Origin of the sequence: Cellulomonas sp. zg-ZUI22, from assembly GCF_017353535.1 — a bacterium.
GTDB classification, from domain to species: domain Bacteria; phylum Actinomycetota; class Actinomycetes; order Actinomycetales; family Cellulomonadaceae; genus Cellulomonas; species Cellulomonas wangleii.
In genome coordinates this window covers 1163376-1181804 of record NZ_JAFMUZ010000001.1, presented here as the reverse complement: position 1 = coordinate 1181804, position 18429 = coordinate 1163376, and the positions used below count along the sequence as shown (strand labels likewise).

Here is an 18429-nt window from a genome sequence, read left to right as displayed (position 1 = left end):
TGCGTCCAGCGCTGCACCCAGGAGGCCCCCGTGCGCACCCGACCATCCCGGACCGCCGTCCCGCTCGTCCCCCTCGCCGCGGCCCTCGCCCTCGCGCTCGTCGCGGGGGCGGGGGCTGGACCCGCGACCGCCGGTCCGCCGGGCCACGCCGGAGGACCCGGCCGCCCGCAGCCCGCTCCGGCGGCCCCGACGTTCGTCGACGCCACGGTGCACGACCCGTCCGTGGTCGTCGCCGACGACGAGATCTGGGTGTTCGGCTCGCACCTGCAGGTCGCGCGGACCGACGACCTGATGGCCTGGGAGCAGGTCGCGGCGGGGGTCACCCCCGACAACCCGATCTTCGAGGACGTCACCACCGAGCTCGCCGAGGCGCTCGAGTGGGCGCAGACGGACACGCTGTGGGCCGCTGACGTCATCCAGCTCCCCGACGGCCGCTTCGCGATGTACTACAACGCCTGCAAGGGCGACTCCCCGCGCTCGGCCATGGGCCTGGCCGTGGCCGACTCGGTGGCCGGCCCCTACGAGGACCAGGGGGTCTTCCTGCGGTCGGGCATGTGGGACCAGCCCAGCGAGGACGGCGAGATCTACGACGCGCGCGTCCACCCGAACGTCGTCGACCCGGACACGTTCGTCGACGCCGACGGGCGGATGTGGATGGTCTACGGGTCGTACTCCGGCGGCATCTTCATCCTCGAGATGGACCCGCTCACCGGCTTCCCCCTGCCGGGCCAGGGCTACGGCGAGCACCTCGTCGGCGGCAACCACAGCCGCATCGAGGCGCCCAGCATCCTGTTCGACGAGGACACGGGCTACTACTACCTGTTCCTGTCGTTCGGCGGCCTGGACGCGAACGGCGGCTACAACATGCGCGTCGCGCGGTCGAAGCACCCCGACGGCCCGTACGTCGACGCCGAGGGCAACCCGATGTCCGAGGTCAGGTCCGACCCGTCGCTGCCGCTCTTCGACGACGCGTCGATCGCGCCCTACGGCGTCAAGCTCCTGGGCAACCACCTGTTCCAGCGCGAGGTCGGCGACCCCGGCAGCGGCCCGGGCACGGGGTACGTCTCCCCCGGCCACAACTCGACCTGGACCGACCCGGCGACGGGTGAGCACGTCCTCGTCTTCCACAGCCGGTTCCCGGGGCAGGGCGAGACGCACCACGTCCGCGTGCACGGGATGACGATGAACGCCCACGGCTGGCCGGTCGTGGCGCCGTACCGCTACGCGGGCGACGCGCCGGGCGCCCGGCCGGGCAAGCGCCCCGACCCCCGCAGGGACACGTTCCGGCTGCCCGACGTCGCCGGGCAGTACGCCCTCGTCGACCACGGCAAGGCGATCTCCGCCGAGGTCACGCGCGCCGTCACCGTGCGGCTGGAGAAGAACGGGCGGGTCACCGGCGACCGTGAGGGCCGCTGGCAGCTGCGCGGCGACGACGGCGTGCGCCTGACGGTCGACGGCGCGACGTACGACGGCGTGCTCGACCGGCAGTGGCAGCCCGACCGGCAGGAGTGGGTCGTCACGTTCAGCGTGCAGTCCCGCGCCGGGGTCTCCCTGTGGGGCAGCGCGGTGCCGCTCCTGAGCGCGAAAGAGGCCGTCGCCGCCGTCGCGGCCGACCTCGACCTGGGCGACACGTCCGCGGTCGTGACCGACCTGACGCTGCCCACGACGGGGACGCACGGCACGACGATCGCGTGGGCGTCGAGCGACCCGGCCGTCGTCTCGGCGGACGGCGAGGTGACGCGCCCCGAGCACGGTGCCGGCGACGCGTCCGTCACGCTGACGGCCACCGTGCGCAACGAGCGGCGCACGGCGACCGTGCGGTTCGAGGTCACCGTGCCCGAGCGCACGCCCGGCGGACTCGCCGGCACGTGGTCGTTCGAGGGCGACCTGGCCGAGGCGAGCGGCTCGCTCCCCGCCGGCACGATCACCGGCCCGCGGATCGGCACGACCGGCGGCACGGTGTCCTACGTCCCCGGCGTGGCCGGGCAGGCGCTGCACCTGGACGGCACCAGCGGGGTGCAGCTCCCGCAGGGCCTGGTGAGCGGCCCGACGTACTCGGTGTCGCTGTGGGTGCGCCCCGACGCGGTCACGCCGTACACGACCGCGTTCTTCGCCGCCCGCGACGAGCGCAGCTGGGTCAGCGTCGTCCCGCGCGGCCCGGACGGCAGCACGATGGTGTGGTCCGGCGAGGCCTGGTACGACGCGAGCACCGGCGGGCAGATCCCGGTCGGCGAGTGGACGCACCTGGCGCTGACGGTCGACGGCGGCGACGTCGCCGTGTACGTGGACGGCGAGCAGCGGTTCGCCGGCACGGGGTTCCCGCAGGTGCTCACCACGACGACCGGCACGTTCGCGGTCGGCGTGAACTGGTGGGACACGCCGTTCCAGGGCGCGGTCGACGAGCTGACGGTGCACACCGCCGCACTCAGCGCCGAGGAGGTGGCCGCGCTGGCGGGCCGCTGACCCACCCGAGCACACCCGGCTCCGCCCACCCCGACCGGGTGGACGGAGCCGGGTGCACGTCGGCTCCGCTCGACCCGCACGGCGCCGAGGAGCACGGACGAGACGCGGGCCCCCGCCCGGCGCCACGGTGAAGGGCCCGTCCGCGGCCGGTGCGTCCCGACCCGGTCACCGCACGCCACCCGGCTCCCGCGCACGGTCGCCCTCCCGCGTCTCCCCGAGCGCCGCCACGAGCTTCGCCGTCGCGGACGCCGTCGCCGCGCTGGACGTCGTCCCCACCACCGCCAGCGCGGACACGACCGCCCCGATCTCGGTGGCGTCGAGCACGACGGGCACGCTGCGCCGGGTCGGGGTGAAGGCGATCCCGCCGCCGCGTCCCGGCCGTGTGCTGAACGGCAGGCCGGCGTCGCGCAGGCGTTCGACGTCGCGTTCGACGGTCCGGGTGGAGACGCCCAGCCGCTCGGCGAGCGCCCGGGCCGTCAGCGGGCCGCTCGCGAGGAGCTCGAGGATGCGCTGGTGGCGCTCCACCCGACGCAGGGCGAGGTGCCCGTCGCGGGAGGCGGCCGCGAGCGCGTGACGGTCCATGGTCGCCACTCAACACCGTCACGGGCGTGTCGGGATAGCCGCCTAGCGTCGCTCGTACGGGACGACCGGACAGGAGGCAGGACCATGCACGACGTCACCGACGAGTTCTTCGCACGCTACGCCCGGGCGCTGCTGGCGCGGGACGCCGACGCCGTCGCCGCGATGTACGCGGTGCCGGCGCTGATCGCGTTCCCGGGCCGGTCGGTCGCGGTGGGCGACCGGCAGCAGACCCGGGACTTCTTCGCCTCCACGTGGCCCTCGTACGAGGGCGTCACCGAGGCTGAGCCGCAGGTGCGCGTGCTGGCGGCCACGGACCACAGCGTGTGGGCGGACGTCACCTGGTCGTACGGCGGCACGGTGCAGGAGCGGTTCGTCTACCAGCTGCTCGACGGGCCCGAAGGCTGGCAGATCGGCGTGCTGACGCCGATGGGGCTGTGACCCGGAGGTGACCCCGGCGCCACCGGCGAGGCTTCCCCACCGCCCCTGGTGTCCGCTTTACTGGCGTTCACACCATATGTGACGTGCGCCACACCGCCGACCAGTGCGCTGGGGAGGCCCCATGGCCCGGACACCCGAGCGCGGCCCGCTGCGGGTCGCGACCTTCAACGCCGGGATGATGTCGACGTTCATCCTCAACTGGGACGTCCGCGAGGACCCCCTCGGCGCCTTCGTGGCGTCCTTCACGAGCATCTTCACCGACGCGGACGCCCGTGACATCGGCCACCGGCTCGCCGACATGGTCCTCGGCGCGCCGTACGACGTCGTCGTGTTCAACGAGATCTTCCACGCCGACACGCGCGAGGCCCTCGTCAGCCGGGCGATGGACCCCGCGCGGCCGGCGACGACGCGGTACGACTGGGTCGTCGCCGGCCTCGGCCCCGAGCTGCGGTCCCCCTCGCCCCCTCAGCGGACGCCCAGGCCCGTCCTGGAGGTGATCGCGGCGGTGGTCGACGTCGAGGTCGAGGCCGTCGCCGAGGCCTGGGACGACCTCGTGGAAGGACCGCTGCGCTCGTGGATGGACGACTCGGGGCTCCTTCTCCTGTCCCGCGTGCCGCTGCTGCCCATCCCGGTCGACGGCGGCGGGACGTCGCCCTGGGTCTACGACCGGTACCTCGGCGCGACGGGCTGGGACGCGCTGGCGCCCAAGGGCATCGGGGCGGTGGCGCTCACCGACCCCAACAACATGGGACCGGTCGTGCTCGGGTTCACGCACATGCAGTCCGACGAGGGCGGGGACCCGAACGTGGGGATCCGCGTCTCCCAGCTGCGCCAGGTGGACTGGCTGATGACGGAGACCATGCGGTCGCTGGGGACACCGCACGGCGTCCTGCTCGGCGACCTCAACATCCCGGGCAGGCCCGACGCGTCGGGCGTGATGCCGTCCGAGTGGGACCGGCACCTGTCACCCGCGACGGGCGACCGGGCGGCCGTCGCCTGGGACGGGTGGACCCAGATGCTGATGCCGGGCCGCGCACCCGACCTGTGCCTGTCGCACCCCGGTTCCGGCGAGCGCCTGGACTACGTCGTCTGCTACGACCTGTCCGGGTCCACGCCCGCCACCGCACCGGAGGCCTTCGGCTCCCTGGGGGTGCAGCACCTGAGCCTCGCCCGGGAGCTGCGCCTGGGCAGCACCGGCGGGTCCGCGCCCATCGGCCTCGCCCCGGTGGACCTGGCCGCACCGCCCGGCACGCAGGACGTCTCCGACCACGTCGGCGTCAGCGCGATCATCGGTCACCGCCAGGACGGGAGCTCCCCGTCCACCGCGCGCGACGGCACGCTGCCACCGGCCCCGGTCGGGAAGCCGCCGCAGCCGCTACCCGTCGAGTGGCACCGCGTCCAGCACGGGGAGGTCCGCTGGCTGTCGCTGCCGGGCGGCTCGTACCGCCTGGACATCGAGGACGACGACGGGCAGGTGCCACCGCTGGTCGACGTCCGACTCTTCCGCCCTGCCGACCTGTCAGCGCAGCTGCCCGACCGGCGACGGTCGACCGACCCGGTGCAGCTGCGTGAGGGCCGCGTCATCACCTCCACCGAGCAGGAGGTCCTCGTCCGCCTGCACCGCCTGGACACGGACACCGAGTCGCGGACCGTCCGGCTCGAGGTCCACGCCGTGTTCGGCCGGACGTCCGCCGACGCGGTGGGGCTGCAGCCCTGGGTGCCCTCGCACCCGCTGTTCTGGCCGCAGGAGTCCGTGACGGCCTCGCCGGTCGAGCCTCGCTGGCACGAGGTGCAGCTGGACGACATGACGGTGCCGACCCAGCCGCTGCGGTTCCGCGCGGTGAACCGCGCCGGGGACCCCGTACCCGTCGAGATCGAGCTGTTCCCCGGTACCGAGCGGGGCACGGACCCCTCGGAGCTCGACGCGCCGCTCTCGTCCGTCGCGACCGACGAGGAGACCGGGACCACGCCCGTGGTGACGTGGCCGGCCGTCGACCCGCGCGAGCGGACGTTCCTCGCGCGGGTCCGCAGCAGGACCGGGACGCAGGAGGAGGTGTCCCTCGAGGTCCAGGTCGAGCTCCACGTGCTGCGGTACATGCACTTCTACTGCCTCGACGAGTCGGGTACGGACCGCCCGTTCTCGGACACGATCGACTGGGTGGTGCGGTCCGACCTGCCGGGCGTGGCGCCCGTGGGCGGGGTGGTCCCCGGTGTCGACACCGACCCCCGCCGGCCGCACACCATGCTCGTCGCACCGCTGGCCTTCACCACCAGCGTCGCCGTCGAGCTCGAGGAGCTCGGGAGCGGGGAGAAGACCGCCGCGCAGTTCGTCGTCCCCGGCGCCGGAGAGGCCGACGGCGCCGACCACGCGCAGGACAAGGACATGCCCGACTGGTTCAGCGACGGCCGCTACCGCCTCGCCTACTCCTGGAGCAGGCGTCCGCGGTAGCCGCCCGCACCCCCGCTCGGCCTCGCCGCGCCCACTCCCGCTCGGCCCGCGCCCTCCAGGAACAGCGCGACGATCCGCGGCGCGTCGTCAGCCGCCCGCGCGTGGTCCGTGCCGGATGCCGACCGGGTGCGGACCCCGGCCGCGACGCTCAGCGGCGCGACGCCGGCGGCGAGCACCAGCAGCAGCGCCACGGAGGCGACGAGCCCGCCGACCTGCTGCGGGCGGTACCCGACCCGGAGCGCGCGTTGCGCCCCCTGCGATCCGTACGGCCAGGCCGGCCACCGAGAGCACGCCGTCGGACGCACCGACGCAGCCGACGGCGGGCGAAACGCAGCCCCCACGGCATCACGCGAGCCCGTGCACTCTCCTCTCTGCAGGACCACGTCGCAGGACCACGTCACGGCAGGGGGCCACCGTGAGCACCGTCGTCGCACTCACGGTGGGTGACGTCCGGCGCGACGGCGAGCGGGCGCTCGCGATCGCGCTCGGTCTGGTGCGCCGCACGATCCCGCCGCTGCACCTGCCCGCGCTGGAGCAGCGGATGGTCGCGGGCGGCTCACCGCTGGAGGCCTCCGGGTGGGCGGGCGCCGGCACGCCCGCCGCCCGGCGCCGGTAGCCCGCCCCGCCCGGTCACACGCCGCCGCCGGCGCCACCCCCCGGGCCCGGGCCCGTCGGCGCCAGCGCCGCGGAGAGCCGCGCCACGCCGAACTCGAACGCCTCCGCGACGTCACCTCCCAGACGGAACGCCCCGGCCAGCTCCATGGTGAGGAACCCCGTCGCCCAGGCGGTCACCAGCCGCGCCGCGTCCAGCGCCTGCTCCGGCCCCACCAGGTCCGCGGCGGTGCGCAGCACGGGCGCGCTGGCGCACTGGAGCGCTGCGGGCTCCGCGCCCAGGGACTGCATCAGCCGGAAGCCCTCCGGCCGCTCGTGCGCGAACGCCCGGAACGCATGCGCCAGCCCGGCGACCGACGGCTCGGCGGCCGCGAGCCGCTCCCCCAGCTCCTCGACGGTGGCGGCGGCGACCAGCCGGAGCAGCGCGTCCCGGTCCCGCACGCGCTTGTAGAGCGACGGCGCGCGCACCCCCACCCGCTCCGCGACGGCCTGCATGGTCAGGCGCGACGGCCCGCCGTCCTCCAGCAGGTCGCGCCCGGCGGCGACGATGTCCGCGAGCGACGTGCGTTCCGGCGTCGGCATGCATCCTCCTATGGCTATTGACGTTAGCCATGATGGCTACGTATGTTAGCCATCTAACCACGGACGCTCCCAGGAGGACCCATGAGGCTCGGCCCGCACCTGCACCGCATCGGCAACGACGTCATCGCCGTCCACCTCGTCGACACCCCCGAGGGCGTGACGATCATCGACGCCGGGCTCGCCGGCCACTGGCGCGAGCTGCTCGCCGAGCTCCGCGTCATGGGCCGGACGCTCGACGACGTCCGCGGGGTCGTCCTCACGCACGGCGACACCGACCACCTCGGGTTCGCCGAGCGACTGCGTCGGGACCACGGCGTGCCGGTCCACGTCCACGCCGCCGACGCGGACCGCGCGCGCGGCGGCGACAAGCTCCGGCCCGCCTTGGGCTCCTGGCGCCTCGGCGCCGTCCTCGGGTTCGTCGCCCACGCCCTGCGCAAGGGCGGCTGGCGCACCACGTACCTCACCGAGGTGGTCGAGGTGCAGGACGGTGACGTCCTGGACCTGCCGGGCGCACCCCGTGTCGTCTCGATGCCCGGGCACTCCCCCGGCAGCATCGCCGTGCACGTCCCGGTCGCCGACGCCGTCTTCGTCGGGGACGCCCTGACGACGCGCGACGTGCTCACCGGCCGGACCGGTCCGCAGCCGGCGCCGTTCACGGACGACCCGGTGCTCGCGCTCGCGTCGCTGGAGCGGCTGACCGGCCTGGCGGCGAGCTGGCTGATCCCCGGCCACGGCGCCCCGTGGCGCGGGGACCTGGCCGACGCCCAGGCCGCCGTGCGACGGGCCGCCGCCGCGCGCTGAGCCCACGCCCCGGGTGGAACCCGGTCACGGGCCGACCCCGACGTGCCGCCCCCGGGATCCGGCCCGCCGGACCATGCCCGCACCAGGTGGTGCACCAGGCGACGGACCAACTCCGCCTCTCGGCGTCAACCCGGGCGATCCGGTTGCCGATGCTGGAAGGTGACGGATGACCCAGGTCCGTCGTGGAGAGGAGGCTCCGTGAGGAGCACGACGACCGGTACCGCTCTCCCCCGCACCCCGCGCACCGACGGCCGCACCCTGGCCGTCGCCCTCGGTGTCGCACGGCGCAGCGTCCCCGCCCTGCGCCTGCCACCGCTGAGGCGGCAGGCCGTTCCGGGTCTGTCGCCGCTCGAGGCGTCCGGCTGGTCCGGGGAGACCGGGGCAGGCGCCGGCCACGAGCCGGCGCGGTAGGCACCTGCCGGGCCGCTCGACCGGGCGACCCTCCGTCACGACGACCGCAGCGCCCGTCGGCAGCGTGCGGCAGCGCCCGACGACCAGCGCTGCGCGGGCTGCACCGCACGGCGCTGCGGTCGCGTGACGTCGGGGATGCTGGGTGCCGGCACACGCCGGCACCCAGGACCGGAAGGACCCCATGCCCACGCTGTTCACGCCCCTGACCCTGCGCGGGACCACGTTCGCGCACCGCGTGTGGATGGCGCCGATGTGCCAGTACTCCGCGGTCGCGGACGGCCCCGACGCGGGTGCCCCGGCCGAGTGGCACCTGCAGCACTACGGCGCGCGGGCCGCCGGGGGCGCCGCGCACGTGATCGTCGAGGCCACGGCGGTGGTCCCGGAGGGCCGGATCACCCCGTTCGACCTGGGCCTGTGGGACGACGCCCAGGTCGCGGCCCACCGGCGGGTCGTGGAGCTGGTGCACGCGCAGGGCGCACGGGCCGGCGTCCAGCTGGCGCACGCCGGCCGCAAGGCGAGCACCGACGCGCCCTGGAACGGCGGCGCCCCCGTGCCCCCCGGCGCCGGCGGCTGGCCCGTGGTGGGGCCGAGCGCGGTGCCGTTCGCCGAGGGTCACCCCGTGCCCACGCCGCTGACGGTCGACGGCATCGCCGGGGTCGTCGCGGCCTTCGCCGACGCGGCACGCCGCGCGGTCGCGGCGGGGTACGACGTGGTCGAGGTGCACGCCGCGCACGGGTACCTGCTGCACCAGTTCTGCTCCCCGGACTCCAACGTGCGCGACGACGGGTACGGCGGCGGCTTCGACGGCCGCACCCGCCTGGTGCGCGAGGTGACGTCGGCGGTGCGGGCCGCGATCCCCGACGGCATGCCCCTGCTGGTCCGCGTCTCGGCGACCGACTGGGTCGAGCCCGCCGGGTGGACGGCCGACGACACCGTGCGCCTCGCCCGCGACCTCGCGCCGCTCGGCGTCGACATGGTGCACGTGTCCACCGGCGGCAACCTGCCCGGCGTGCACGTGCCGGTCGAGCCGGGCTACCAGGTGCCGTTCGCCGCGCGCGTGCGGGCCGAGGCAGGGCTGCCGACGATCGCGGTGGGCGCCATCACCGACCCCGCCCACGCCGAGCGCGTCGTCGCCGACGGGTCCGCCGACGCCGTGGCGCTGGCGCGGCCGCTGCTGGTCGACCCGTTCTGGCCGCACCGCGCGGCCGTCGCGCTCGGTGCCGACCTGCCGCTCCCGCCGCAGTACGACCGGGCACGCGCGCTGCTCTGATCGTCGGGCGGCCGACCCGGGACGGGACGGCCAGGGGCGGCGCGCGGACGGCACCGGACGACGCACGTCGCCCCCGGGTCGCGGCGACACGATCCGGCACGAGGATGGGGTGACACCCGACCCACCGGAAGGACCCACCGTGCCCCAGCCCCCGCTGCCCGCCGACGTCATCGAGCTGCTCACCCGGCCCAACCCGGCCGTCATGGCCACCGTGCACCCCGACGGGTACCCCGTCACCGTCGCCACCTGGTACCTGCTGGAGGACGACGGCCGGGTGCTGCTCAACCTCGACGCGTCCCGGGCGCGCCTGCGGCACCTGCGGGAGAACCCGCACGTCTCGCTGACCGCGCTGGCCGAGCACGACTGGTACACGCACGTGAGCGTGCAGGGCCGGGTCGTCGAGATCGTCGACGACGTGGACCTGGTGGACATCGACCGCCTGTCCACGCACTACGGCGGCAAGCCGTACCCCGTGCGGGACCGTGCGCGGGTCAGCGTCCGCGTGGAGATCGACCGCTGGCACGGGTGGGGTGCCGCCAAGCAGGACTGACCGCGGCGGCGGGTGCGCGGGTCCGGCCCGGCCCGCGCCCGGCTGCCGTCAGGGCGTCGGCACCGGCGCCGTCGCAGGCTGCGGCAGGTCGACGTCGACGCACCCCATGGCCACGGGGTCGCCGCCCGCGAGCGCGGTCACGCGGGCGGCTGCCTCGGACAGCCGCTCCTCGGGCAGCCGCCCGCTGCGCACCGCCTCCACCAGGGCGTCGCGCATGCGGACCGCGTGCGCCCCGTCCGTGGCCAGGACCGCGTCGGCGCCGGCGGTCACGGCCTGGACGGCCGCCTCGGGGAAGTCCCACCGCAGGTTGACCGCACCCATGCCGACCGAGTCGGTGATCGCCACCCCCGTGAAGCCCATCTCGCGCAGCAGGGCGTACGCACGCGGGCTGAGCGACGCCGGCAGGTCCGGGTCGAGGGCCGCGTACTGCAGGTGGTTGAGCATGACGACCGGCACACCGGCGGCGACGGCGTCCCGGAACGGCACCAGGTCGGTCGCGGTCAGCTCGTCCAGGCCCGCGTCCACGACGTCCGACGCCCGGTGCGAGTCGACGCGGGAGCGACCGTGCCCGGGGAAGTGCTTGACCGTGGGCGTCACGCCGGCGTCGGCCAGCCCTGCCGCGTAGGCCAGCCCGTAGCGGGACGCGACCGCGGGGTCGGCGCTGAACGACCGGTCGCCGATCACCCCTCCCGACGGCCCGTCGTCGAGGTCCAGCACGGGCGCCAGGTCCAGGTTCACGCCCACGGCCACGAGCGCCTGCCCGGTCGTCGCCGCCCGGGCGCGCACCTGCTCGGGCGTCTCGCGCTGGGCGAGGCGCCGCGGGGACGGGCCGGCGCCGACGACGTCGCGCATGAGCGCGACCCGCCCCGACTCCTCGTCGGTGGACACGAGCAGCGGTCGCCCGGCAGCGGCGCGCAGGCCGGCGGACAGCTCGGCGACCTGCGCGCGGCTGCGCACGTTCGACTCCGAGAGGAACACCCCACCCACCCCCAGGCCGACCACGTCCCGCGCGAGCGGCTCGTCGGCGTCGACGACCCCCGGCAGCCCGACGACGAGCGTCACCGCAGCACGCTGCTCCAGCGACGCCGGTGTGCAGGACGGCGTGGGGGACGGTGCGGACGAGGGTGCGGCCGACGACGGTGCGGCCGGTGACGGCGCGGCGTCGACCGGTGCGCCCCGCTCGTGGTCGGCCGCGAGCGTCCCGCTTCCCACCGACAGCAGCGCGCACAGCACGAGCAGGACACCCCGGCTCCGTACCGCCCGCCTCCGCGCGTGCCGGGGTGCCGGCTCACGCGCGGCGCGCGCGCGTGGCGGCAATGGGTCGCTCATCGCCGCAGGCTACGTCGAGGGTCCCGACCCCGCGCGGCCAGCCACCCGCGCTGCGGTCAGCCACAGCCCGGCGACCGCCGAGCCGATCCCGCCGGCGACGAGGTCCCCGATCGTGTCGGCGTACCCCACGTAGATGGTGTCGTCGACGTAGGTGTTGCCCAGGTACTCGCCGATCTCCCACAGCACGCTCAGCGCCAGGCCCAGCGACGCCGTGACGGCCACGACCCCCGCCCGTTGCCCGCCGCCCGCCGCGGCCGCCGGGTCCAGCGCGGCACCGGTCCGCCGCGCGAGCAGCAGGTGCGCCACGGCGGCGACGAGCCCCGTCACGACGAGGTGCATGACGACGTCGAGCCAGCCGACCGACTGGTAGAGGTCGAGCGCACCGGACCAGGCGGCGACGATCAGGCCGATGCCGTACGCCGCGTCCAGGGCGCGCGGCGCCCCTGCGGCCGGTGGCGCCACCAGCCCCGCCAGCACCAGCGCGAACAGGGCGGTGTCGACCGGCCCCCGCACGACGACCGCCACGAGCACGCACGCGACGCCGACGGCCCGCACGATCCCTCCGGGCCCGCGGAACAGCGCCCGCGCGGCCTGCCCGACCGTCATGTCCGCCACGCTGCTCCCGTCCTGCGTGCCGGCCGTCCGGCTCCCGCGACCGTACGACGGTGTCACCGTCCCCGCACGGCGATCCTGCGCGCCGCCGCCTCTCACGGCGCCGACCCGCCGGCAGGAGGCGACCTGTCGGCCCGTCGGTGCGACCGACCGCGTCGGGATACGCACCCGCGCGCGAAACTGTTTCGCACGTGGTTCCGCATCACGAGGGCTGGTCGCTACCGGCCCCGGGGCGACAGACGTCGCGCCAGAGCAGTGGACTCGCCGGGGGCGCTGTCGCCCCGGCTCCGCCGCCGGGGGCACCTCGCGGCGTGCACCCTCATCCCTGGCCGACGCGCCGTCGAAATGTTTTCGCGTCAGCGTCCACGGGTCTAGCCTGCGGCCAGGTGCGGCGCCCCGCACGTGTGCGTCGAGACCGAGGAGAACCGTGGACGCAGGACCGACAGGCCGCCGGGCGACCCTCCAGGACGTCGCGGCCGTCGCAGGCGTCTCGAAGGCGACGGTCTCCAAGGCCCTGAACGGGCGCGACGACGTCGCCGGTGCCACCCGGGAGCGGGTCCTCGCGGCGGTCGCCGAGCTCGACTACCGGCCGACCACGGCGGGTGCGCTCCTCACGCAGCGGCGCGCCGTCGCGGTCGTGTTCGACCTGCCCGCCTCCCCGTACATCCTCAAGGTCCTCGAGGGGATCCTGGCCGCGGCGACGGACGCCCGGCTGGACCTGGTGACCCGCCTGGCGCCGGACCTGGGCGCCCGGCGCCGGCGCACCGTCGCCCGCGAGTGGATCGCCGAGCAGCGCGCGAGCGGGGTCGTCGGGATCGCGGGGCTGACGCTGTCCGCACCGGACGCGCTCATCGACGCCGCGGCCGACGTCGGCATCCCCTTCGTCATGGTCGACCCCGTGGACACCACCAACGAGCGCATGGTCAGCGTCGCGTCGTCCAACTGGGCCGGCGCCCGCGCGGCCGCCGAGCACCTCATCGCCCTCGGCCACCGGCGCATCGGGTGGATCGGCGGGCCCGAGGCGTCGGGTGCCGCGCAGGACCGCTTCTACGGCTTCAACGCCGCCATGGACGCCGCCGGGCTCACGGTCGACCCGGCGCTCGTGCGCGCCGACCAGTTCGACGTCGCCACGGGCGCCCGGCACGCGCACGACCTGCTGACGTCGGCCGACCCGCCCACGGCCCTCATGGCCGCCGACGACGAGCTCGCCGTCGGGGTGCTCGCGGCCGCGCACGCGCTCGGCATCCGGGTGCCTGACGACCTGAGCGTCACCGGCTTCGACGACACGTCCCAGGCGGCCTGGACGACGCCGCCGCTGACCACCGTCCACCAGCACCTCGAGGGCATGGGGCAGATGGCGGTGCAGGCCCTGCTCACCATGGCCGCCGGGACGTGGCCCGCGTCCCGGCACGTCGAGCTCGCCACGTCGTTGACGGTCCGCGGCAGCACCGGCGCCGCGCCCGCCACGGGCACCCGGCGGCAGGACCTGGTGGTCGACCGCAGCCGCTGACGGTCACCCGTGAGCCGTCCGGGCACCCGCCGCCCATGGCTCGGTGCGTGGGCGTCGGCCGCGACGCCCGGCACACCTACCCTGGTCCGATGGCTTCGATCCTCGCCGTGTGCGTCGTCCACGCCCTGCGCCCGGACCCGGGTCCCGTGGGGGTCACCGCGATCGACAAGCGCGCCGTGTCCCGGCCCGTGCGCGTGGGACCGTACGGGCTGCGTGCCGACGTGCAGGCCGACCGCAAGTACCACGGCGGCCCGGACCAGGCGGTGTACGTCTACGGGCAGGACGACGCCGCGTACTGGGAGGCCGAGCTGGGCCGCGAGCTGCCGCCCGGGTGGTTCGGGGAGAACCTGCGGATCGAGGGCCTCGACCCGAACGCGGCGCGGATCGGGGACCGCTGGCGCCTCGGTGACGACGTGGTGCTCGAGGTCACCGGGCCGCGGACCCCGTGCGCGACGTTCGCCCGCTGGGTGGGCGGCGACGACGAGCGCGGCTGGGTCCGGCGGTTCCGCGACGCCGCCCGGGTGGGCGCCTACCTGCGGGTGGTGCACCGCGGCTCGGTGCGCGCCGGGGACCCCGTGGTCGTGGAGCACACCGTCCCGGAGGCGCCGACGGTGCGGGACGTCCTGCTGGGCTGACCCTGCGGCCCGGCCCGGCCCGGCCCGGCCCGGCCCGGCGCGGGTCAGGTCAGGGCGATCGCGATGAGCAGCATCGTCACCAGGAACCCGGTGAGCAGGTTGAGCCACAGGAACGTGCGCCACCCCGCGTTGGCACGCTCGCAGTCCTCGTCGGTGACGCCGCGGAACCGCCAGGTGCTCACGGCGTACGGCAGCGGCAGCAGCGCCGCCAGGACGCCGGGCCACGGCAGCACCAGCAGCACGGCCGCGGCGGCGACGTACGCGGCGGTGGCCGCCAGCACCGTGGGCCTGGCCCCCAGCACCGTGGCGATCGACGCGAGCCCACCGGCGCGGTCCGCGCGGACGTCCTGCACGGCACCGAACGCGTGCGACGCCATCCCCCAGAGCAGGAACGCCACGAGCACGGGCCAGGTGGTCCGCGCGCCCAGGTCGGCGCCCGCCAGGACCAGCGCGTACAGCAGCGGCCCGACGAAGTGCACGGCCGACGAGAACGAGTCCAGGACGGGTCGCTCCTTGAACCGCAGGCGCGGCGCCGAGTAGGCGACCACGTCGAACAGCACCAGCAGCAGCACGACGCCGGCCAGCGGCGACCCGAGCGCCAGCAGCCACACGACGAACGGGACGGTCGTGACGACGCAGGCGACGAGGATGCGCCGGTGCACCGCGCGCGCCCGCGACGGGTCGACCAGCCCGCCCTCGATCCCGCCCTTGCGCGGGTTGGCCAGGTCGGACGCGTAGTCGAACACGTCGTTGATCCCGTACATCAGCAGGTTGTACGGGATCAGGAAGAACAGGGTCCCGACGACCAGCCGCACGTCGACGCGCCCGTCGGTGGCCATGAGCCATCCCGCGGCGAACGGGTAGGCGGTGTTCACCCAGGAGAAGGGCCGCGACGCGGCCAGCACCTCGCGCATCAGGCGTGCGTGCTCTCGGCGCCGTGCGCGCCGTCCGGGCGTGACGCCGTGCGCGACGAGCGTCCGAGCACCCGCCACAGCACGGGCACGAACACGGCCGCGGCGATCGCGTACGCGAAGTCCTCCAGCGGCGCGCCCCAGACGTAGAAGCCGAGGATCTTGGCAGGGTCGAAGACGTACAGGCCGACGTCGATCATGATCGTGTCGAAGACGGCGGTGAGCACGCACAGGTGCACGACAGCCCAGAACAGCGCCCACCCGCGCATCCGACGCAGCACCGACCAGGAGACGGCGGTCAGCGCCGTGAGCACGAGGACGTTGAGCACGATGTTCGTCACGACGGCCCCCGCCCCGCGGCACGGTGCTCGGCCGTCCGGTCGAACCACCGCCACGCCAGCAGCCCGACGTAGCAGAGCAGCGTGAGGAAGAACGCCTCCTCGACCGGCAGCTCGGGCGCCAGCAGCAGCCCGGTCATGTGCGGCGAGTCCCCGCGCGCGAAGATCCCGAGCAGCAGCCCGGCGACGTCCCACAGCAGGAACCCGACGACGCCGAGGCCGACGGTCCACGCGGACCGGCGGGCGTCGTACCAGAAGGCCAGGCCGAACCGGCGGTCGATGAGCGCGAGGCAGCCGATCGAGACCAGCAGCGCCCCGAGGTAGGCGAACGTGATCATGCACGCCCCGCCGTGACGTCGGACCACAGCCCGCGCGGCAGCGCGGACGCCAGGTACCCGGGTCGCAGCGGCGCGGGCAGCGGCCGTGAGGAGGTCTCCCCCAGCAGCCTCTTGGCCACGAGCTCCGCGCCGATGAGCACCATCGGCAGCCCGACGCCCGGCACGGTGCCCCCGCCGACGTGCAGCAGGTTGGGCACCCGGGCCGACGCGACGCCGGGCCGGAACATGGCCGACTGCCGCAGCGTGTGCTCCATGCCCAGGGCGGTGCCACGCCACGCCGACAGGTCGCGGGCGAGGTCCGCCGGCCCGACGACGCGCCGCACCACGACGCGCTCGCGCAGGTCCGGGACGCCCGCCCACGCGCCGAGCTGGTCGAGGTACCGGTCCGCGTGCGCGTCGAGCTCGCCGGGCCGCGTCCCGATCGCCGGGTCGGCGGGGAACGGCACCAGGACGAACAGGTTCTCGTGCCCCGGCGGCGCCGCGGTCGGGTCGGACGCGGTGGTCCGCGAGACGTAGAGGGACGCGACGTCGGGCACACGCAGCCCGTCGGGCGGCGTGGCCCGCCCGGGCCCGAGGATCGCGTCGAAGTTGCCGGGCCAGTCGCGCGTGAAGAACAGCGAGTGGTGCCGCAGCTCGGGCAGCTCGCCGCGCACGCCGGCCATGACCAGGAGAGCGGAGATGCCCGGCCCGCGGCTCTCCCACGCCCCGGCGGGCAGGTCCGCGTGCTGCGGGGTCAGCAGCGCCGTCTCGGTGTGGTGCCGGTCGGCGCCGGAGACCACGACGTCGGCGGGGACGACCGTGCCGTCCGCCAGCCTCACCCCGCGGGCGACGCCCCGGCGGCGGGGGTGCCGCACGCTGCGCGGCGCGTCGTCGACCTCGACGGCGACGACGTCGGCGCCCGTGCGCACGACGACGCCCTCCTCGACGGCCGCCGCCGCCAGGGCCTCGACCAGGGTGTACATGCCCCCGCGGGGGTAGTACACGCCCTCGCCGAGGTCGAGGTGGCTCATGAGGGAGTACAGCGCCGGGACCCGGTACGGCGAGGACCCGAGGAACACGGCGTGGTACCCCAGCACCTGGCGCAGCACCGGGTGCTCGACCGTCCGGGCGATCCGGTCCGCGAGGGTCTGCGTCAGCAGCCCGGCCAGCGTCCCGGAGCGACGCAGGACGTCGCGCGACAGTGCGCGGTCGGGCCGCTCGAAGGTCGTGTACAGGAAGTGGTCGAGCGCGGTGCGGTACGCCTCGCCCGCGTCCGCGACGTACCGGCGGATCGCGGCGCCGGCACCCGGCTCGACGGCGTCGAAGGTCGCGGCGTTGACGAACGGGTCGGCCACCACGTCGAACGGGTCGACGCCCGCGCCGGGCTCGGGGAACAGCCGGTACGCGGGGTCGAGCCGCTGCAGGTCGACGTGGTCCTCGACGCGACGCCCCAGCAGCGCGAACGTGTGCTCGAACACCTCGGGCATGAACCACCACGACGGACCGGTGTCGAACCGGAACCCGTCGACCGACCACGTGCCCGTGCGCCCCCCGAGCTGCTCGTGCCGCTCGAGGAGGGTCACGTGCGCACCGCCGCGCGCGAGCAGCGCGGCCGTCGTCAGGCCGCCGACACCCCCGCCGATCACGACGACGCGGACGGCACGGCCGGCGTGAGCGCCCTGCGGGTCCCGCACCGCACCCGGCACCGGGTGCTGCGTGGTCATGCGCCCACCACCCGCCGGACGCGCTGCGTGCCCTCGCGGACGAGCGCACCGGCCACGACGCGCCCCACCACGACCGCCTTGACCGGGCCCGGCACGCGGACACGGCGCTGGGTGAGGTCCTCGGGAGGGGTGGCCGCGAGGTCCCGCAGCAGACGGTCGTACAGCGCGGTGGTCGCCTCGACGGCGCAGCGTGCCCGCGGCGGCAGCAGCGGCAGGGCGGCGCGCGCGGTCGCCAGGTCGTCGCGGACCTCGTCGAGCACGGCGTGCACGTCACCGTCGGTCAGCCGACCGGCGTCGACGCCCGGCAGGTACGACCGCCCGAGGTCGCCGTGGTCGGCGCCCAGGTCCCGCAGGAAGTTGACCTTCTGGAACGCGGCGCCCAGGGCCCGGGCGCCCGCGACCGCCTGCGGCGACGGCTGCACCACCGGGTCGCCCGGGCGGCGGTCGGCGGACAGGAAGACCTTGAGGCACATGACGCCGACGACCTCGGCCGAGCCGTACACGTAGGTGTCGTACGACGCGCGGTCGTGCTCGCGCACGGACAGGTCGGCGCGCATGGACGCGAAGAAGGGGTCGATCTCGTCGTGCCCGATGCCGGTGCGGCGCGCGGCGCGCGCGAAGGCGTGCACGACGACGTTGGTCGAGTAGCCGGTCACCAGGGCACGGGCCGTCTGGGCCTCGAGCTCGTCGAGCTCGTCGTCCGCGTCGGGGCCGCGGTACGTGTCGACGACCTCGTCCGCGAGCCTGACCAGGGCGTAGACGGCCTCGATGTCCGCCCGCGAGCGCGGCGGGAGCAGTCGCGTGCCGATCCCGAACGACGTGGAGTAGGTCCGCAGCACGGCCCGGCTGGCCCGCGCCGCCGTGGTGTCGTACCGGCGTCGCGCCGTCATCCCCG

At 75.6% G+C, this 18429-nt stretch carries 20 protein-coding genes; 10 read left to right on the top strand and 10 right to left on the bottom strand.

Going from position 1 to position 18429, the window contains the following annotated elements:
• Window positions 1–30: 30 nt before the first annotated feature.
• Window positions 31–2463: a LamG-like jellyroll fold domain-containing protein gene (locus tag J1G43_RS05380; protein ID WP_207378094.1), complete on the top strand. Its 2433-nt coding sequence runs from the start codon at window positions 31–33 to the stop codon at window positions 2461–2463.
• 165 nt (window positions 2464–2628) lie between these two features.
• Here J1G43_RS05380 and J1G43_RS05375 read toward each other — a convergent pair whose 3' ends face one another.
• The gene (locus J1G43_RS05375; protein WP_207339265.1) at window positions 2629–3045 is read right to left on the bottom strand and encodes a YafY family protein; all 417 of its coding nucleotides are present in this window, start codon (window positions 3043–3045) and stop codon (window positions 2629–2631) included.
• A gap of 84 nt (window positions 3046–3129) precedes the next feature.
• Between J1G43_RS05375 and J1G43_RS05370 the strand changes: the two genes are divergently transcribed.
• Together J1G43_RS05370 and J1G43_RS05365 are read left to right on the top strand one after the other, a co-directional pair.
• A complete protein-coding gene (locus J1G43_RS05370) occupies window positions 3130–3483 on the top strand; it encodes a DUF4440 domain-containing protein (protein WP_207339266.1) in 354 nt (117 codons plus the stop codon).
• A gap of 121 nt (window positions 3484–3604) precedes the next feature.
• Window positions 3605–5932: a hypothetical protein gene (locus J1G43_RS05365; protein WP_207378093.1), complete on the top strand. Its 2328-nt coding sequence runs from the start codon at window positions 3605–3607 to the stop codon at window positions 5930–5932.
• Here the strand turns inward: J1G43_RS05365 and J1G43_RS05360 are convergent.
• Complete coding sequence (locus tag J1G43_RS05360) at window positions 5905–6123, bottom strand: hypothetical protein (protein WP_207378092.1); 219 nt, start codon at window positions 6121–6123, stop codon at window positions 5905–5907. The two genes, J1G43_RS05365 and J1G43_RS05360, sit on opposite strands and share 28 nt — an antisense overlap.
• A 224-nt stretch (window positions 6124–6347) precedes the next feature.
• Here J1G43_RS05360 and J1G43_RS05355 point away from each other — a divergent pair, with 224 nt between their 5' ends.
• Window positions 6348–6548: a hypothetical protein gene (locus tag J1G43_RS05355; RefSeq protein ID WP_207339268.1), complete on the top strand. Its 201-nt coding sequence runs from the start codon at window positions 6348–6350 to the stop codon at window positions 6546–6548.
• A 14-nt stretch (window positions 6549–6562) separates the two neighbouring features.
• Here J1G43_RS05355 and J1G43_RS05350 read toward each other — a convergent pair whose 3' ends face one another.
• On the bottom strand, window positions 6563–7126 hold the full coding sequence (locus J1G43_RS05350; protein WP_207339269.1) for a TetR/AcrR family transcriptional regulator: 564 nt from the start codon (window positions 7124–7126) through the stop codon (window positions 6563–6565).
• Between the two features lie 81 nt (window positions 7127–7207).
• Between J1G43_RS05350 and J1G43_RS05345 the strand changes: the two genes are divergently transcribed.
• The 4 genes from J1G43_RS05345 (at window position 7208) to J1G43_RS05330 (ending at window position 10158) form a co-directional block, all read left to right on the top strand.
• Window positions 7208–7927 carry an MBL fold metallo-hydrolase gene (locus J1G43_RS05345; RefSeq protein ID WP_207378091.1) on the top strand — a complete coding sequence of 240 codons (720 nt, stop codon included), beginning with the start codon at window positions 7208–7210 and terminating at the stop codon, window positions 7925–7927.
• 198 nt (window positions 7928–8125) lie between these two features.
• Window positions 8126–8338 carry a hypothetical protein gene (locus tag J1G43_RS05340; protein WP_207378090.1) on the top strand — a complete coding sequence of 71 codons (213 nt, stop codon included), beginning with the start codon at window positions 8126–8128 and terminating at the stop codon, window positions 8336–8338.
• Between the two features lie 181 nt (window positions 8339–8519).
• Window positions 8520–9608, top strand: coding sequence for an NADH:flavin oxidoreductase/NADH oxidase (locus J1G43_RS05335; protein WP_207339271.1), 1089 nt, complete (start codon window positions 8520–8522; stop codon window positions 9606–9608).
• 139 nt (window positions 9609–9747) lie between these two features.
• Window positions 9748–10158 (top strand): TIGR03618 family F420-dependent PPOX class oxidoreductase, encoded by a 411-nt coding sequence (locus J1G43_RS05330; protein ID WP_207339272.1) that lies wholly within the window; start codon window positions 9748–9750, stop codon window positions 10156–10158.
• Between the two features lie 48 nt (window positions 10159–10206).
• Here J1G43_RS05330 and J1G43_RS05325 read toward each other — a convergent pair whose 3' ends face one another.
• Complete coding sequence (locus J1G43_RS05325) at window positions 10207–11487, bottom strand: glycoside hydrolase family 3 N-terminal domain-containing protein (protein WP_207378089.1); 1281 nt, start codon at window positions 11485–11487, stop codon at window positions 10207–10209.
• 9 nt (window positions 11488–11496) lie between these two features.
• Entirely contained in the window at window positions 11497–12093 is a 597-nt protein-coding gene (locus J1G43_RS05320) for a hypothetical protein (protein WP_207378088.1), read from the bottom strand.
• 433 nt (window positions 12094–12526) lie between these two features.
• Between J1G43_RS05320 and J1G43_RS05315 the strand changes: the two genes are divergently transcribed.
• Together J1G43_RS05315 and J1G43_RS05310 are read left to right on the top strand one after the other, a co-directional pair.
• On the top strand, window positions 12527–13609 hold the full coding sequence (locus tag J1G43_RS05315) for a substrate-binding domain-containing protein (protein ID WP_307859482.1): 1083 nt from the start codon (window positions 12527–12529) through the stop codon (window positions 13607–13609).
• 89 nt (window positions 13610–13698) lie between these two features.
• On the top strand, window positions 13699–14244 hold the full coding sequence (locus J1G43_RS05310; protein ID WP_207339276.1) for an MOSC domain-containing protein: 546 nt from the start codon (window positions 13699–13701) through the stop codon (window positions 14242–14244).
• A 44-nt stretch (window positions 14245–14288) separates the two neighbouring features.
• Here J1G43_RS05310 and J1G43_RS05305 read toward each other — a convergent pair whose 3' ends face one another.
• Genes J1G43_RS05305 through J1G43_RS05285 form a run of 5 tightly spaced genes read right to left on the bottom strand, consistent with a single transcriptional unit; the run spans window position 14289 to window position 18424 of the window.
• Complete coding sequence (locus J1G43_RS05305) at window positions 14289–15158, bottom strand: prenyltransferase (protein ID WP_207339277.1); 870 nt, start codon at window positions 15156–15158, stop codon at window positions 14289–14291.
• Window positions 15158–15496, bottom strand: a complete 339-nt coding sequence (locus J1G43_RS05300) for a lycopene cyclase domain-containing protein (RefSeq protein ID WP_207339278.1) — start codon at window positions 15494–15496, stop codon at window positions 15158–15160. The genes J1G43_RS05305 and J1G43_RS05300 overlap by 1 nt, the downstream gene beginning before the upstream one ends.
• Window positions 15493–15831, bottom strand: a complete 339-nt coding sequence (locus J1G43_RS05295; RefSeq protein WP_207339279.1) for a lycopene cyclase domain-containing protein — start codon at window positions 15829–15831, stop codon at window positions 15493–15495. The genes J1G43_RS05300 and J1G43_RS05295 overlap by 4 nt, the downstream gene beginning before the upstream one ends.
• Window positions 15828–17534: a phytoene desaturase family protein gene (crtI, locus tag J1G43_RS05290; RefSeq protein WP_242635210.1), complete on the bottom strand. Its 1707-nt coding sequence runs from the start codon at window positions 17532–17534 to the stop codon at window positions 15828–15830. The genes J1G43_RS05295 and crtI overlap by 4 nt, the downstream gene beginning before the upstream one ends.
• Window positions 17531–18424: a phytoene/squalene synthase family protein gene (locus J1G43_RS05285; protein WP_207378086.1), complete on the bottom strand. Its 894-nt coding sequence runs from the start codon at window positions 18422–18424 to the stop codon at window positions 17531–17533. The genes crtI and J1G43_RS05285 overlap by 4 nt, the downstream gene beginning before the upstream one ends.
• Between the last annotated feature and the right edge of the window lie 5 nt (window positions 18425–18429).